Origin of the sequence: Rosenbergiella epipactidis, from assembly GCF_018494055.1 — a bacterium.
Taxonomy (GTDB): Bacteria; Pseudomonadota; Gammaproteobacteria; order Enterobacterales; family Enterobacteriaceae; genus Rosenbergiella; species Rosenbergiella epipactidis.
Genome location: NZ_JABBFQ010000003.1, coordinates 67682 through 83417, shown reverse-complemented (window position 1 = coordinate 83417; position 15736 = coordinate 67682). Strand labels below are relative to the sequence as shown.

At 40.6% G+C, this 15736-nt stretch carries 16 protein-coding genes and 2 pseudogenes; 7 read left to right on the top strand and 11 right to left on the bottom strand.

Going from position 1 to position 15736, the window contains the following annotated elements; translation table 11 throughout:
* Positions 1-14 precede the first annotated feature (14 nt).
* Positions 15-221 (bottom strand): transcriptional regulator, encoded by a 207-nt coding sequence (locus HGT71_RS05820; protein ID WP_214216982.1) that lies wholly within the window; start codon positions 219-221, stop codon positions 15-17.
* 85 nt (positions 222-306) lie between these two features.
* Between HGT71_RS05820 and HGT71_RS05815 the strand changes: the two genes are divergently transcribed.
* From HGT71_RS05815 to HGT71_RS05790, 7 genes and pseudogenes are all read left to right on the top strand, one after another.
* The gene (locus HGT71_RS05815) at positions 307-966 is read left to right on the top strand and encodes a S24 family peptidase (RefSeq protein WP_214216981.1); all 660 of its coding nucleotides are present in this window, start codon (positions 307-309) and stop codon (positions 964-966) included.
* A gap of 171 nt (positions 967-1137) precedes the next feature.
* The gene (locus tag HGT71_RS15770; protein WP_244986423.1) at positions 1138-1347 is read left to right on the top strand and encodes an excisionase; all 210 of its coding nucleotides are present in this window, start codon (positions 1138-1140) and stop codon (positions 1345-1347) included.
* On the top strand, positions 1305-2465 hold the full coding sequence (locus HGT71_RS05810; protein WP_214216980.1) for an Arm DNA-binding domain-containing protein: 1161 nt from the start codon (positions 1305-1307) through the stop codon (positions 2463-2465). Before HGT71_RS15770 ends, HGT71_RS05810 begins: the two co-directional genes overlap by 43 nt.
* Positions 2466-2778: 313 nt before the next feature.
* The gene (locus tag HGT71_RS05805; protein WP_214216979.1) at positions 2779-4278 is read left to right on the top strand and encodes a reverse transcriptase domain-containing protein; all 1500 of its coding nucleotides are present in this window, start codon (positions 2779-2781) and stop codon (positions 4276-4278) included.
* Between the two features lie 399 nt (positions 4279-4677).
* Positions 4678-5043: pseudogene (locus HGT71_RS05800) on the top strand (winged helix-turn-helix domain-containing protein); the annotation flags it as partial.
* A 480-nt stretch (positions 5044-5523) separates the two neighbouring features.
* The gene (locus HGT71_RS05795; protein ID WP_214216977.1) at positions 5524-6018 is read left to right on the top strand and encodes a lysozyme; all 495 of its coding nucleotides are present in this window, start codon (positions 5524-5526) and stop codon (positions 6016-6018) included.
* Between the two features lie 9 nt (positions 6019-6027).
* Positions 6028-6474: a hypothetical protein gene (locus HGT71_RS05790; RefSeq protein ID WP_214216976.1), complete on the top strand. Its 447-nt coding sequence runs from the start codon at positions 6028-6030 to the stop codon at positions 6472-6474.
* 774 nt (positions 6475-7248) lie between these two features.
* Here the strand turns inward: HGT71_RS05790 and HGT71_RS05785 are convergent.
* The 10 genes and pseudogenes from HGT71_RS05785 to HGT71_RS05745 all read right to left on the bottom strand — a co-directional run bounded on the left by HGT71_RS05785 (position 7249) and on the right by HGT71_RS05745 (position 15724).
* On the bottom strand, positions 7249-7791 hold the full coding sequence (locus tag HGT71_RS05785; protein WP_214216975.1) for a DUF3916 domain-containing protein: 543 nt from the start codon (positions 7789-7791) through the stop codon (positions 7249-7251).
* 223 nt (positions 7792-8014) lie between these two features.
* Entirely contained in the window at positions 8015-8356 is a 342-nt protein-coding gene (locus HGT71_RS15765; RefSeq protein ID WP_241595485.1) for a hypothetical protein, read from the bottom strand.
* A gap of 404 nt (positions 8357-8760) precedes the next feature.
* A complete protein-coding gene (locus tag HGT71_RS15760) occupies positions 8761-8940 on the bottom strand; it encodes a hypothetical protein (RefSeq protein ID WP_241595487.1) in 180 nt (59 codons plus the stop codon).
* A gap of 291 nt (positions 8941-9231) precedes the next feature.
* Positions 9232-9879 (bottom strand): annotated as a pseudogene (locus HGT71_RS05775) (alkylhydroperoxidase domain protein); the annotation flags it as partial.
* Positions 9880-10048: 169 nt separating this feature from the next.
* Positions 10049-10234 (bottom strand): LysR family transcriptional regulator, encoded by a 186-nt coding sequence (locus HGT71_RS05770; RefSeq protein ID WP_177173130.1) that lies wholly within the window; start codon positions 10232-10234, stop codon positions 10049-10051.
* A 98-nt stretch (positions 10235-10332) separates the two neighbouring features.
* A complete protein-coding gene (locus tag HGT71_RS05765) occupies positions 10333-11394 on the bottom strand; it encodes a glycosyltransferase (RefSeq protein WP_214216974.1) in 1062 nt (353 codons plus the stop codon).
* A gap of 424 nt (positions 11395-11818) precedes the next feature.
* Positions 11819-12304 carry a type VI secretion system baseplate subunit TssE gene (locus HGT71_RS05760; protein ID WP_214216973.1) on the bottom strand — a complete coding sequence of 162 codons (486 nt, stop codon included), beginning with the start codon at positions 12302-12304 and terminating at the stop codon, positions 11819-11821.
* 37 nt (positions 12305-12341) lie between these two features.
* Entirely contained in the window at positions 12342-13145 is an 804-nt protein-coding gene (locus HGT71_RS05755; RefSeq protein ID WP_214216972.1) for a TagK domain-containing protein, read from the bottom strand.
* 2 nt (positions 13146-13147) lie between these two features.
* Entirely contained in the window at positions 13148-13411 is a 264-nt protein-coding gene (locus tag HGT71_RS05750) for a PAAR domain-containing protein (protein ID WP_092676442.1), read from the bottom strand.
* Between the two features lie 48 nt (positions 13412-13459).
* A complete protein-coding gene (locus HGT71_RS05745) occupies positions 13460-15724 on the bottom strand; it encodes a type VI secretion system Vgr family protein (RefSeq protein ID WP_214216971.1) in 2265 nt (754 codons plus the stop codon).
* Between the last annotated feature and the right edge of the window lie 12 nt (positions 15725-15736).

The window sequence follows — 15736 nt, the reverse complement described above, 5'->3', positions numbered from 1 at the left end:
TGTGGTTACTAAACTCAACTATTTGAACGAGCATAAATATCTGGACGTAACTGCTGCTTTGTAACGTGACCATGGGTCAAATTTTCAAGCGATATGGCCAATTGAAAACCAGCTTTTTTGTATCCATTAAAAATCAGCCTCAAATATTGCCGACTTGTGCCAGAAGCCATAGCTAGAGATTCCTGTTCGCTAGCTGTAAGTGAATCCCAATAACATTTCATATGTACCTCCAAGGAACATATTACACCTTTAAAAAGTTCCTTCAAGGAACTTGTACCATTTAGATACAAATCATCTAATGGAATTATGAAAACTATCAAAGAAATTAGGCGCGGCAACGCGAGAAATTTACGCGATGTAACGGGTGGGAACTCTTTTTTTGCTGAAAGAATAGATAGAGAAGCAACCCAAACTAGTCGCATACTTGGTAATAATCCCACTAAAAATATTGGGGAGGACTTGGCTCGTCACATTGAAAGATGTTTCGATCTACCTGAGGGTTGGCTTGATCAGGACCGAGAAAATACAGAAAAACATAATTCCTTCGAGCCAGTTCACAAGTCAAATGACTTTAGATCTGTTCCGGTTATTCCATGGGAGAAAGTAAGTGAGTGGAACGAAAAAGGACTTACCCAAATGGATACAGATAAACTACAGAAGCTTCCTTGCCCTATCTCATGCGGACCGCTTACTTATGTATTACGAGTAGTTAGCGAGTCGATGTCAGATGACTACAAACCAGGAGAACTTATCTTTGTAGATCCATCAGTTCCCCCTGCCTCTGGAAATGATGTTGTCGCTTTACTTACAGATACTGGTGAAACAACCTTTAAACGACTTATTGAGGAAGGTAACAAAAAGTATTTGAAGGCCCTAAATGTTAATTGGCCTGAAAAATATATACCTGTCGAAGATAATTGTAAGATCATGGGGACAGTTATCTTTTCTGGTAAAACCAGACTCTAAATTGAAAGAGTATCCATATGATAGGATATTCTTTTGCTTGACAATGTACCCAAATGGTACATAATAACATTAGTATCAATACTCTTTCATGTGTGGGGAATATATAGAGGGGTTTTACAGAAACCCCTACTCTTAAAACTCTCGTTGTAGCGAGAACGTGTGGAGATAATTATGCTGAGCTTGAACTGCGTACCAATTTCGACTTACTGTAAGGAAACAGGGGAAACGTCTGACGCTATCAATAAGCGAATCCAAAGAGCCGTATGGCATGAGGGCGTTCAGGTGTTGAAAGTTGATGGTGTGAAAGAACGATGGATCGATCTGGATGAGGTCAGCAAATGGGCAAGGAAGAACAAGATCAAAGATTACCGAGGGGGGTGACAATAAGATGCCACAAATCGGGACAGACAATTCAAATCACTTTCACTTACCGCGGCATTCTATGCCGAGAATCCCTTTCTAGGCTGGATGTAAACAACAAGACCCTAAAGTACGCATCAAGGCTTCTCGGCGAGATACAGAATAAAATAGCATTGGGAACTTTTGCTTACATTGACTACTTTCCAAAGTCCAACAAGGCTGTACTTTATGGCGAAGTTAAGAAAAGTAAGCGGGTCAAAGAATATTTAGATGAGTACATTGAAATCTGTATTAATCGACAGCTCTCCCCTTCTACTATAGATGGCTATCGGAAATGTATTGGCTCTTTGGTCGATTTGCATAACCTGCCAGTAACTGAATTATCAGCCAGCTCAATGAAAGCTTGGATTAGTAATAAAAATGCTAAGCTTAAAACGATTCGTAACCTACTATCGTTTTTACGAAGCGCTATCGATGAGGCTGTTACTGATGGCTTAATCAGTGTTAATCCGGTATCACTCGTTACCGCTTCAAGATACCGCCCTAAAACCGTACCCGATAGCAAAGAAAACTACGTTATAGATCCTTTCACTCCACAAGAAGTGGGCGCTATTCTTAATGCATGTCGTTATGTACAGTGGAGATGCCTCTTCCAGTTTGCCTTCCATACTGGCCTGCGTAGCTCAGAGCTGTGCGCATTGAGATGGTGTGATGTTGATTTCATACATAAAACAGTTCATGTACAAAAAGCGAGTGTTGTCGGAGTTATTAAGGGAACTAAGACTACCTCTGGGAATAGAAAAATTGACTTGGATGACCAAGCAATTACTGCATTGAACACGATGAGAGAATTCACCAGTTTGCGAAGTGAGTATATTTTCGAAGACCCAAAGACATCTAAGCCATGGGCTAATTCAGCCTCCATCAGAAAAAAATCTTGGGTACCAAGTCTCAAACTTGCAAAAGTGCGATACAGAAACCCCTATCAAACGAGACACACGTTTGCCACAAAACACATCAGCCAGGGTAAAAACCTCTTCTGGCTAGCCGCGCAGATGGGACACAGAGGACCTGAGATGCTGTTTAGGCATTATGGAAGTTATTTAACTGATTATGATGTAAGACTTCGGAAAATTTAACTTATAATGCCCAGTATTAACAATAGTAATCTGTATACTTTTAAGAATTATTAGTACTGAATATTGTTGATCAAGACTAGGTTGACAGTTTTGGTATTGAACATTGAAGAAACTAATGTTTTACATATTTATAATTTTTTAGTAAATTAGACTAATGCCTATAGAGGTGAGCGGGCACCCTTACCACTTAGCTATGCTAAGCAGGGACATCAGTGGATAAAACATCTGCCTGACGTATGTAGTGACTATCTTTTGCGTAGGTTGTGTCCGTGGATCAAACCCAGCTTCGGCTGGGTTTTTTTAAGGGAAAAAAATGGAACTATATGAAAAAATAGTAGAATACATTGATAAGGAAGCAAAAAAGCTAGCCCTGCGTCATCACGCCCATCACAATATATTGCACTTAGAGAATACTAGAAAATATCAGCGATCATCATCACCTTCAAATATTAAAAATCTTGAAAAGCCACCTCATTGGTCAAAGGATAAAAAATTCGATCCTTTTTACGTAAAAAAACATTCAAAATCGATTGCTTACTCTATTACAAAAAAAATAGAATCTCAGAGTTACAAGCCATTCAAACCAGAGAAAAATAAAATAGCCAAATCGTCCGGTGGATATAGGGAAGTAACTATGTATCAAATCCCTGATGCCGCTATTTCAACTCTCTTTTATCATAGATTATTAAGTAAAAATAAGCATCGTTTTAGTTCTTTTTCATATGCTTATCGTGATGATAGGAATGTACATTTCGCAATACAAGACATAGCTGTAGAATTATCACAGAACTCTAGATTATTCATCGCTGAATTTGATTTTTCGAAATTTTTTGACGAAATATCTCATGACTATTTATTTAATCAATTCGAAAACAATGGTTTTTTTATCAGCCAAGAAGAACGTCATGTAATAGAATCCTTTTTAGAAGGTAGAGAAAAAGGGATCCCTCAAGGTACTTCGATATCTTTATTTTTAGCCAACCTTGCATGTTGGAAACTGGATAAACAGTTAGAAAAGGAAGGTTTGCAATTTGCACGATATGCTGATGACACTATCATTTGGTCTCAGGACTACTCCAAGATAACAAAATCTTTAGATATCATTACCTCTTTTGCTAGGGATGTTGGAGTGCGTATCAACTCAGATAAATCAGAGGGGATAAGCATATTATGTCCAGAAAGTATGAAGTCAGAATTTTATAAAAGAAAAGATAGCGTTGATTTCCTAGGATATTCTATATCTATAGATAAGGTTTCTATAAAAGAATCCTCAGTGAATAAAATAAAACGAGAAATAAGCTATATCTTATACAAACATCTAATACAACCATTGAAATCAACGCCTTTAAAAGCATTAAAAATACCCGCAAATAATAAGGATGATGCTTTACTCAGTGCAATATGTGAAATAAGAAGATATATGTATGGTAATTTATCAGAAGATATGATCACCGCCTATTTGAATGGTAGGAGCAATAGGATATTCTTCAAAGGAATAATGAGCTTTTACCCATTAATTAATAATGACCTACAGATGAAATCCCTAGATGGATGGTTAGTTAATGCTATATTCAAAGCAGTAAAAAAACGCTCAAAACTTCTAACTTACCATCACCAATCTCGCACACATACTTTCCCATTCAATGTATCTAGGAAAGAACTATTAATTCAATGCAATAAAATAAAAATAAACAAGATGAGACTGCTCAAATTCCCAAGTTTCACGATTATTTATAAAGCGATGCAAAAAGGACTTATAGAGAAAGGTATATTAGGAATTACCGACTCGAAGTCTGATAGTTACGACTATTAATCTATATACACTCAATATACACTTTAAAGTCTTGCTTAGTTTATTTTTATTATAAAACAACTAGTTAACCATAACTAAAGCGCGGGTTCAACTCCCGCCAGCTCCACCAAATACAGTAGAACAGCGACAGGACAGTGCATTAAGAATCAACAACTTAGTAAAATAGGTTGGACGATGAAAAGACAGAGAAGTGAAAACAATCTGCACTTGAAATGCACTTGGTTTTGAAGCTTGAGAAGAGCCTTAGATTTCGGTCTAAGGCTTTTTTATGCCTGTCTTCAGCCCCCCATTTCCTCAACAATCTCATCAGATATGACGGAGAAATATATCGTACTGTTACCCCATGCTATCCAATTTTAATAGATTTATTAAACTCTTTTATCTTTATTACAATAATAGTTACAGAATCACCAAAACTCACCGGAAGCGATAGGCATTAAGCGTGAAGCCGATCCAATGGATGATTTTTGCGGCTACCTCTTTTCTACGCCGGAAGCGACAGGGCTTTATATGGGCAATGCGAGTATTAGACCGATGCAGCCAAGACGCTACCTCTATCACGCTTACTTAACCTTTATGGAAGCAAATAACTTTCGTAATCCGTTAAGCATGAAAAGTTTTAGCCAAGCATTAGAGAGTATCTTGCGAGAATATGGGGTTAAGTATGTCAGTCGCCGGACAAAGAACGGTATACAGACGAATTTAGACTTGAAAGAAGAGAGCAACGGCGATTGGTTGCCGAAATGTGATGAACGCATGTTGTAGTGTCCGAACCGGCGAAAGCCGGTTTTTTTATACCGGTTGTAAAAGGTGTAGGATGATTGTTCACTCTTCACCTCATCCTTCACCCTTTAACAATATGAAAAATTAGAAGAAAACACCAAAGGTGTACAGTGTGTAGGATTTTTCATAAAAAAAACTAATTTTTCTTTTACATTCAGAAAAAATTCTCTCATAAATTCACATTGACCCTAATCGATAGAAAATGGCTTGTATATATGAATAAAAACGACAATTAATAATCACCAATCTATTAAAAATCCTAAAATTCAAATCGTATTGGAACGAATCAAATGAATTTGATATAGATCAAGATTTAAAACAAATATATATGATTTCCTTGTCTTGCATACCATCGGAATTATTAAATTAACAGATTGTTTTTAGATATTTAAAACATTGGCCTATAGGGCATGAAGATTAATATTTTCGCATTTAGATTTCACATTAAGGGAAAATAACAGTATGTCTGGTATAAATGATTCGCTTTCGTTCAGCTCTTCCGGTTATAGCCAGTTAAGAACCCGCGAGGGTGTGCGATACCATTACTACAATGACTTGGGCCCACGTGCTGGAAATTGTACTTGGGGGGTAGGCACCCTTGCTCATTTTGGGATTTGTACGGAAGAAGAGCTCAAACGATCGGTATCAAGCACTGACGTTAATAATGCATTGGCTAAGCATGTGCAAAAACTTGAAAGATATCTAAGGAGAAAAGTAAATAAGCATCCTCTCACTCAAGCTCAATTTGATGGGTTAATATCATTTAGTTACAATGTATCTGATCCTTCACCTGTAATGGAGCTAGCTAACAGAGGTGATATGGATGGTGTTCGTAAAAGTATGCTAAAATATGTTTATTTTTTTAACCATGATAAAAATGGAAAGAAAGTAGGCCCACCTCGCCTGCTTCCCGCTCTCTACAGCAGAAGGCTGGAAGAGTCATCTGCTTTTAAATAGGATGAAATCTTGAAAGAATCAATATTAATGTTGCTGTTTCTAGTTTTTACCTCCACGCAGGTGTTAGCTAATAGCGATAAAAATACTGACCATCGTTTGGATCTTCTTATGGGAAAAAACACACATAAACAATATCAAAATTTTTTTGAAAAATTGAAGAAATCAGCTTTGATAAATGATAAAAATACTATTTCATCAATGGTAGAGTATCCAATTACTGTCACTGTAGGCCATAAAGAAATAGAAATAGAAAATAGAAATGAGTTCATTGTCGAGTACAATACAATATTCACTAAAGATTTAGTAGGGAAAATAATTAATCAAAAATACTCTGATTTATTTATAAAAGACACTGGCATCATGATTGGTAAATCGGGAGAGATATTATTTGGAGGTATATGCACTGTAAGTGATTGCAGTAAATTTAAAATAAAAATAATGCAAATAAATAATTAAAAAAACCTTTACTAGACCATTAGAGAATAGTAAAGGTTTACTTGGTGAATTAAACTTTTAACAAAATCATTACAATTTAGTTTATTACGTTATTCAAATGTAAAAGGAACAAATAATGGACAATGTGTAGGAATTCCATCAAACTATTTTCCATACAACATTTCAATATCACCTTAATAAAAACCGGCTAATCACTATCTATTGATAGTCTAAATCTATAAAAAGTTAATACCCTCCCATCGATACTATCGGATAATTTACATGCCCACCAAAAGTATAGAATCATTGTTCACTCTACTCTTCACCCTTTAACAATATGAAAAAATATAAATAAAACTCCACAGTTGAAATCTGTGTAGGATTTTTCATTAGAAAAAATTTTTTTTATTTTATATTTAGAATATCCAGCTCATCAATTCGTACTTTCGCCCTTGATAGAAATAGATTGGTTTACGTTTAGGTATACAATGAAAGTTGAATTAAATAAAAAATATATCAATATCATAGTGGTAAAATATTAAATCAACTCCCGCCAGCCCACCAAATTCTTCGAAGATGATTCCAGAGTCATTGGCTGAAGTCCTAAAAGCCCGCAAGGCGTATGTCTTGCGGGCTTTTTTGTGTTTTTAATTTGTCTCGCGAGGTCTAAACTCAGCCAATTAGATTAGTAGAATGTGAAGCAAGTCAGCATAGCAACGTTTTTGTAGCGGCAATTGGTGCAACCACGGGCCGGGTGCTAAGTGCTAGGAAATAATTTCGCAAGAAAGCAATTTTTCAAGTCACTTGGCCATAATACCAGCGCTCACCTGTGAACCACTCATCATGGTCTTCACTTCCATAATACTCGAGAGTAACGCCTACCTCTTGTACGTTCGCTGGAAGAACAATTCCCCATTCAGCGGCAAGGCTACGATCTTTGATTAAAGCTGAAGCTCCATTTTCAGTACGAGCTTCAGTTAAGAAGCCTTGAAAATATTCTTCGGATCGATAAAGGCAGACTTCACTTGTAAACATATCAGGAAGACATACAACAGCGGTAATCCGAGGACTGTAGTTTGTATCCTTAGTAGCGGTTATTAGATTTGAACATGCATTAACTAATGCTTGAGCACAAGCTGCTTTGATTTTAAGTGTGCTGTATTTACCCTGAACGAGATTAATATCGACTGGAATTTTAAAATTCCAATACCGCTCACTTATTGAAAAGTAACCGCGTTCAGGGTCATGAAAACTATCTGCCCAACGATTAAGCGCTCTTAGGCGTCGGGGGATATTTCTAATTTTGGTTCGATAGTCCCTATTAAGTCGTCTACTCAAAATATATTTCCTTATCAAGTCAGAAAATTTCGGTCAAAACGCAAAAAGAACTCCACCCTTTTCATTTGATTTATCGTTATACCGACAATTATGCCATTCTCAATCATCCCAAGAGATGGCATATCTAATTGTCGCTCAAACCAGAACAATGGGTAAAAATTTACTACTGCAATCTTCACTTTGGCGTCAGCTTCACACTGGACGAATGACTATACAGTAATTATCAATTATGCAACCACCTTGCAGCGAGTGCATGTCTTGCTGCATTCGATGCCCATTCATCCGACGGGTCATGATGTTCAATCTCTATATCAGTTATCGGGGTCACACAGATAAGTGCAATGGGACCAAAAGGTAAATCCTCAATCTGACGCGGATCATCGCTGAGAATGACGTCGGTCATTGGTTGGTAGTCATCCGTAAGAGAGCAAAACAGAATCGCCCCATACTTTTTAACTTCGGTAGCAATTTGATATTTATCAGCAACCAAATCACCAAGGTTAATTAATAATTGAGCCCATTTATCGATTTGCGGAGCGGTATTAACTGATAAATCTAGCTCCATGAAAAGCTCGCATTCAACGCCGTTTTCAAGTTCAGCTACCCCAGCCCATGGCGTTGATAGGCCATCAGTTGCTAATGTCAGCGTGTTATTGATTTTTGAACAATGTATCCGACGATGGGGACCAAACCATTTCGTCTGGTTGTAGATATTTGCTTCCTCTAGCCCAGAAATAAAACTCTCCTACAGTTCGCCATACCTCATCCAAAATGCGCGTCTTGCGGCAGCGGCAAGCTCATATACCGGATGGTCAGGACCACGTGGGACAATCGATTCATCAAAATATGTTTCAACCGTCACGCGACCACGCATTAGCGGTATTCTGGAATTTTTCCAACGAATAATCACCTTATTGAAAGACTGTCTTTGTGATGCTTCAAGTTTGTCGACAACGTCGCGAATACATTCTAAAGCATGGCTATCAGATAAAATATGGCTTCCATCGGCGTACAGGTAACTCCCTGTTTCGAGGATACCCCTGATTGTTCTGTTATAAAGAACCATTCACCCTTTACTGCATTAGTGGGCGCTTGGTCTAAAGCTGCCCGTAGTTCCCTTTCCGCATCTTTATTTGAGTATGCTGCCATGCCCGTCCTTTATCTTTATCCCAATGAATGGATCATGTTTACGATTTTAATATTGTTGTCTTGCTAATATTTTGACCTGACACGTCAGATAATAATTCATTTTGCTGTTATAGTGCGATTTAGCCCACCAGACCCTTAGCAAACAATTCCCCTAAATAGCAAAAGCCCGCAAGGCCTAAACGTCCTGCGGGCTTTCTGGTGCCTATCAATCTCAGAAAACAAGCTAATATTTATTCTTCACCCATCATCGCGTTTAAACTGTATCCTCCCGAATTAGGCACTGTCTTCCCCTCACGCACTCTTCACCTTTTGCACACCTTCAACCGCTTCCTGTTCCGGGATAAAGGGTTCGCCAAGTGTCAGCATCAAACGGTTTGCCCAAGCAAAAAAAGCCGCTGACTGAATCAGATCGGTGATTTCTAGGGTCGTTAACGAGTGGCGTTGTAATGCGTGCAGGTGCGCTTGGGTTAAACGCGGCGGCGTCAGCGATAATGCGGCGACGGCCTCAATCTCCGCTTGCCAGCGGTCGGACTGTCCAGCGGATAATATACCCCCCGGTTGTACCTGCAACAGTAACGTAATTTCTTCGAGTTGTTTGGAGAGCTGACTCGCTTTTCTCGCGTGGACTGAGGCACAATAAATGCAGCCATTGACCTTACTCACTACGGTTGCCGCCTGCTCACGTTCGGCGCGGCTCAGACCGCCCGGGGTATAGAAAATACCTTTATCGATTAACGTCCGCTGCTCTAGTACTGGCTGGTTATGACCCAATAACAGAAAATAGTCGGAATGTTGATGACCAAAGCGAATCAGTACCTGTTGTTGCTGTTCAGTAAACGCATCAAAAAGTTTAGGCGGTAGCCACGGCTCCCATCTAAGCTCTTTACGGGTGAAGGCTTGGGGAGCACGCCATCGCGACTGCATGTGCCAACGTCCAGCCGTGTACGGGTACTGACGGTGGCTTATCAACTCGGTCGTTTTCCCCTGTTCCAGTAGTTTGCCATGTTGAAACACGGCTAACGTTCATTCATTTCATCGATAATGGTGGTAAAGAGTGGATTACCAATATCGAACGGAGCAGAAACCTTTAATGCACCACAAGGTTCTCCTATCGCATCAGAATAGAGGATTCCGCATCAAAGATATGTACTAATCCCTTAACAGCATGCTCAAAATAGTGTTTACCCGCATCCGTCAGAGGTAATTGCCGAGTGGTTCTCTGAAGCAACGACAACCAGAGGCGTTTTTCCAACATAGCAACGCGGTCGCTCACCGTCGATACCGGTATTTCCAATAAAAGCACCTTAACAGTACGACGTTTACACTTATCATGACTTTTTAAAAAAATCAATGTATCCGCCCCCCTACTGTTAATTACCAAAAAACATAATATTAATCACCTCCATCTGAAAGATATAGTATTGCCTTCCTTAATATATTATTAGAAAAAAAACCAGATCTTAGTTTAAGAGAGTAATTCCAGACATTTTCAACCATGCGATTATATTGTGATTCATCAATAGAACCTACTACTTCATTAATATCGTTCAGCTCATTTATTACCAATCCCAACCCATCTTTTTTGATACGTTCAGCATGCGGTGAATAGCGATCAACGATAACAGGAAGCCCAGATGCTAGATAAAGTGAAAGTTTAAAAGGGTTATTGAATTGGCCATATCTTTCAGCGCCACCAAAATAACTTTTTTCTACTCTTTTGTTGCTATTATGATAAGAAACCAAGCCAAACCCTGCGTTAAGCTGGCCAGGAATATCGCTATTATTCAACTCTCCCATAATATTTAAATTACTTTTATTCCTTTCCTCTTCTGTCAGATCATTTGGATTCCCAATTAAGTTTATCAAAAACCTCCCATCATAATTAGAAAAATCCGTTTTATTAAGTGATCCAACAAATGTTAGCTCTTTTTTGAATTGTTTTTTGAAGGAAGGTGGAACTTCACAATAATAATCTGAAAGGCCCATGCTGATGATTTTTGTTTTTATACCCCCGTCTTTTACTAGACGATCAGTCATTTTTTCGTTTGGCGAAATGACTAGTTGACATTGGTTCATTAATTGAAATTCGTTATCTCCAGTAAAATCTCTGTCACTGTCATCAAAAAGCCAGGCGATAACATCCCATAAGACTAGAGAAACTTTAACATCAGATAATGCTATCAGTTTTTTTATTAATAAACTTTCAATTCCATAATCTAGCCATGTTGGGAATTGGACAAAAACGATATCACCTGGTGATATCGGCGAAAGAACGTTTTCGATTATACCCTCAATTGAAACTTTAGACGCATTTCTAATACAATTAGTATTGTATTTTAGCGGTTTAACTCCAAGATCCGAAGAAAAATAAGCCATATCTCTATTAGCTATGTACCCACTCGATATGGTGTAATAGTTTTCTGGTACATCTGCTTTAGTAATCCACACTGTCATAATAATTCCTGATATTCTCTACGCTATTTTTCACATAAATTCACTAATATAAAATACAAAAAAATAAATTAATCCTTAAGAGACTTAACATTTAATAAAGTAGAATTCAATTACAAAGTTAGTACTTACTTACTGACGATACGATGGAGTTATTACCAATGGGTGTTAATATATACCATGATATTTTACGTCATCTACTTTATTTGCAGTTTCCAAATTAAAGATTCGGAACTGATTCTCCGATACTGGGTCAGTATAAAAACAGGCCGAGATCTTTTTCACCCTGATAATCGATCGATTTAGTAAACATTCACCCAATTTCTCGGTTTCTATACCGTAATATCCCACCGAAAGGATACTCAGCGTAGAGTACCTTTATAAAAATTAGTCTGGACCGTCGAGTGTAAAAGTAAAATTTTCATACTCATTTTATTAACGCCGAATCGTTCTCGATATCGTAATGTGCGTTAAGACGCAGGCCAAAAGAGTATGAATTCATTTGAACCAGTGCTCTGATTTCAAAGTGAATAATCCCATTACAGGCAGGTGACTGAATATCCCCCAAAAGTGAAATTACCAGTGTTTCAGCGGCGATACGCGGTTCGAATCGAATAATTGCCTCACGGATCTGCTGTTCAAGCTGACGCCATCCTTGGGCCATGGAATACTCTCCCACCATTGAAGCTACACCAAAATTCACTACGGAAGCCGCAGGATAGGGATACCGCTCACTGTTTACCGCACTCTCACTGTTCACTGTATTCAAAATATCGGCAATATTTTCCTGAATTAGCGCTCGCATTCTGCGTTCATCAAACTCAAACTTCCCCCAGGCTTCAGCCAGAGTGCGCGGCTCATCATCCAGTAAGCGCTGAAGTAAGCACGGCGGGTAAGACTTATTATTTAACATTATTATTACACCTCAAGATAATTATCATATCCCGACCCTAGAGATGACTGGACAGTCCTAGCTTATGCAGCTCGCTGTAGGTAAGTTCTGAAATATCACTGCGCTTAATTTTCTTGAGATGCTCGGGTGCTAGCACAGCAAGAATATCAGGCGAAGACTCTTCTACCCACTCAGGCTCGATCAGGTCGGAAGATTCAGTCAGCTCCTTAATGATACGGCTAATGAGGGCTGGTGTATTCAAAACACATTCAGAGACTGTCTTGTGTTTTACTTGCTCAATGCTGTGAAACAGCTCGTCGTCACTCTTAAGAATGTAATCCTGTCGCGGTTTATTTTTATTTTCTCCGGATGAATCACTCTCCCCCCACAGTAAATAATATTTATATTCGCGGTTTAGCTGTCGCAAAATATCATCATTATCTATTAAGTTATTATCATTACTGTTTACCGTATGCCAGCCCGTATAGTGTCCGCCATGGGGCAGCAGCGATATTACCTCTACGAGTTCGTCCTTTGCCGCTTCCGGCGCCGTGCCCCTATTCTTAGCGTTAACGCTAAACAGAAATTGGCCGGCCTGAATTATCATCCCCGGTCGCAGCGTAACCGGTTCATCTGGCTGCAGGGCTACTTCGTTAACGAGGCATTGATAGCGCTGACTATGGCAGGTCAGTACAACTGAAAACTCTGTTCGTTCAATATGCAAAATGTCATGATGCCCTCCGGGGAGGGCGGTAATAAATTTTGCACCGAGCAGACAGAAGTACCCCGTCCTCTCAGGCAATATAACCGGCTGAGGACTTCCACTTAAGCGCGGTAGAGGCCAGTCTAAACGCAGCTGCATCGTTATTGGCCTATAAACACGTTGCCTGAACCTGTCAAAACACTGGATCCACAGGCAGTAATGTCACCCATACGTGCGGCCGGATAGCCATTGATAGTTATCGTTCCCGATCCACTGGCAATGACCGCACCGCCATGCAATCCACAGACAGTAGCGCTCGCGGCAAGCATGGCTGCAGGGAGTCCGTTAATGGTTACATTACATGAACCACTGGCGATGGCTCCCCCATGGCAAATAGCATCCCCTACTCTGGCTGCTGGTAGCATAGTTTACCTCCTTTATATAATGTTTAAATTCAATTAGTTACCTACTACTCAGGGTGGTGGATAAAAGGTATCTGATGGTTCTGGTGTGTCCGTCGGCGTCGGTGTCGGCTCTGGGCTTGTCGTCGGCGCTGGGCTTGTCGTCGGCTCTGGGCTTGTCGTCGGCGTAGGAACGGGGATAGGTAAATTAGGCAGTGGAAGTGGTAAGGCTATCGCGCCTTTCAACGCCACCAATGCTGCCAGAGACGTCAGGGCCGCAAGACCGCCACCGCCACCGCCGCCACCGCCACCGCACTCATCGTCGTCACCGGGATTCAGTTCAACCGAATCAGACTGTATAACCACTCGTTCCTGACCGATAATTTTGATCACCTTTCCGGTCAGAATCAGCTCCCCACCGGTACCAAACTCAAGGTGTCCGCCACTGATTAAGGAGGCAGCTCCGCCAATCTCCTTCTGCCAAGCTCCGCCTACAGACATAGCATGATAGCCGCCAACGTTGACCAGACTAGCTCCACCAATGTTTTTATCATCAACACCCCCCACGTTAACCGCGCGCGCGCCGACTATAGTCGATATTTGGGCCGCGCCAACGCTTAGCATGGATGCTGCGCCGATCGACGTGATACTCATCCCTGCCACATTCTTATTATAATCTTTCGCTATGACCTCACTGCGGCTGTCACCGACCTGCAGTACTGAGTTAGCACCTATAACATGCTTTTCATCATTTTTAGTCAGGCGGGACATATCTCGTTCAGCCTGTTCCCAATAATTTTCCATACCGGGCTTATCTTCAAAACGAACACCATTATAGTTGGTCTTGCCGCCGCCCAGCGTGCGGCTGATTAGCCCACTCTGAGTGGCATTGCCCGGTAGGTCCCAGGGGGGGCTGGTGATATTGTTGTAAAGGCTGCCAATAATCAACGGCCTATCAGGATCGCCATTGATAAAATCAACGATGACCTCCTGATTGATACGAGGTATATAAAGCCCACCAAAACTGTTTCCTGCCCAAGCCTGACTGACCCGAATCCAGCAAGAGTCACCATCGTTATTTTGACCGTATCGATCCCACAGAAAGCGCACCTTTACGCGACCATAGCTATCGGTCCAAAGCTCTTCTCCCGCGGGGCCCACGACAATCGCATTCTGAGGCCCATGCGTACGGGGCCTAGCAATAGTTTGCGGATGACGATAGATCTTTGTTGTCGGCTGAACGGTAAAATCACATTCAACCGAGAAATCCCACTGCTGAGAACGCTGTTCGATTTCCTGAATAATCAACCGGCTGGAAATAACCATGTATTCCCTGTTAGCCTTATTAATTGGATGTCCTTTAAGGGTAAAATTGATCCCGCAAGCTAGGCCGCGTAGTTCACCATTACCCGAAGCACGCGATCCCTGTGCACCCAGTTCTTCAATACGTACCCGCGCCAGTTTTTCCCCAATATCAGGCTGATCGTAATCCCCCGGCCACTGGTATATTTCCATATCATTAAAATGGGTTTTGCGAGGCTTGACGTCCATCGCCAAAATGTCTGCACGCGATTTGGTAAAGTCATAATCATTGGTTACCCAGCGACCACTCGTCAGGGCTTCTTGATGAGTTAATTGTCGAACATATTCTTTATCTGCCTTGGGCGTTTCAGGTAGATAGTGAATAACCTTGTAGGCCTGACTGTCACTGTATCGGTGTGCACCGACGTGATCGACAAGCACCAACTTATGCTTACCGTCATGATGTTCAAAAAACCAGTATATGCCCCACTCTTCCATCAGGCGCTGAATGAAAGCGAAGTCAGTTTCACCATATTGTACTTGGAAGTCGAGTGCAGGGTAGACGTCCGTCAAGCGTCGCTCATAAGCAAAATTATAGTCGGACAACACCTCATCAATAATTTCTACGACATTTTTAGCCTGAAAGATCTTAAAATCGGTGGTCAGCTCGGCAAGAAAAAGCCACGGGCGTAAAATAATCTCATACATGGCCTGAGAGGCATCTCGGCCCACGTAGCGTGCTTTTTCTACCAGACCGGAAATTTCCCGAATACTTTTTCCCTTTCCACGCGAAGTACCTAAACCATTGCCATCCAGCTCAATAGTTATCGTCATTTCCTTACCGATCAGCGCTTTCAGATCAATATTTGACGCGGTTTGCCAAGGAATATCAGGGTCGTCAGGTGTTTTCACCGTCAGTGTATAAGTGTAGAGCGTGGAGAATGCTTCTTCACCCTCAAGTTTTGTCAGCACTAACGCAGGCTGGTTTACTAACCTGGGGATGGCCGAGCTATGTAACATAATTGTTCGCGACATAGTGTTACCTAC

Coding starts and splice junctions, on each gene's coding strand:
- HGT71_RS05820 (WP_214216982.1), bottom strand. CDS start 221: ATGAAATGTTATTGGGATTCACTTACAGCTAGCGAACAGGAATCTCTA.
- HGT71_RS05815 (WP_214216981.1), top strand. CDS start 307: ATGAAAACTATCAAAGAAATTAGGCGCGGCAACGCGAGAAATTTACGC.
- HGT71_RS15770 (WP_244986423.1), top strand. CDS start 1,138: ATGCTGAGCTTGAACTGCGTACCAATTTCGACTTACTGTAAGGAAACA.
- HGT71_RS05810 (WP_214216980.1), top strand. CDS start 1,305: ATGGGCAAGGAAGAACAAGATCAAAGATTACCGAGGGGGGTGACAATA.
- HGT71_RS05805 (WP_214216979.1), top strand. CDS start 2,779: ATGGAACTATATGAAAAAATAGTAGAATACATTGATAAGGAAGCAAAA.
- HGT71_RS05795 (WP_214216977.1), top strand. CDS start 5,524: ATGTCTGGTATAAATGATTCGCTTTCGTTCAGCTCTTCCGGTTATAGC.
- HGT71_RS15765 (WP_241595485.1), bottom strand. CDS start 8,356: ATGGAGCTAGATTTATCAGTTAATACCGCTCCGCAAATCGATAAATGG.
- HGT71_RS15760 (WP_241595487.1), bottom strand. CDS start 8,940: ATGGCAGCATACTCAAATAAAGATGCGGAAAGGGAACTACGGGCAGCT.
- HGT71_RS05765 (WP_214216974.1), bottom strand. CDS start 11,394: ATGACAGTGTGGATTACTAAAGCAGATGTACCAGAAAACTATTACACC.
- HGT71_RS05760 (WP_214216973.1), bottom strand. CDS start 12,304: ATGTTAAATAATAAGTCTTACCCGCCGTGCTTACTTCAGCGCTTACTG.
- HGT71_RS05755 (WP_214216972.1), bottom strand. CDS start 13,145: ATGCAGCTGCGTTTAGACTGGCCTCTACCGCGCTTAAGTGGAAGTCCT.
- HGT71_RS05750 (WP_092676442.1), bottom strand. CDS start 13,411: ATGCTACCAGCAGCCAGAGTAGGGGATGCTATTTGCCATGGGGGAGCC.
- HGT71_RS05745 (WP_214216971.1), bottom strand. CDS start 15,724: ATGTCGCGAACAATTATGTTACATAGCTCGGCCATCCCCAGGTTAGTA.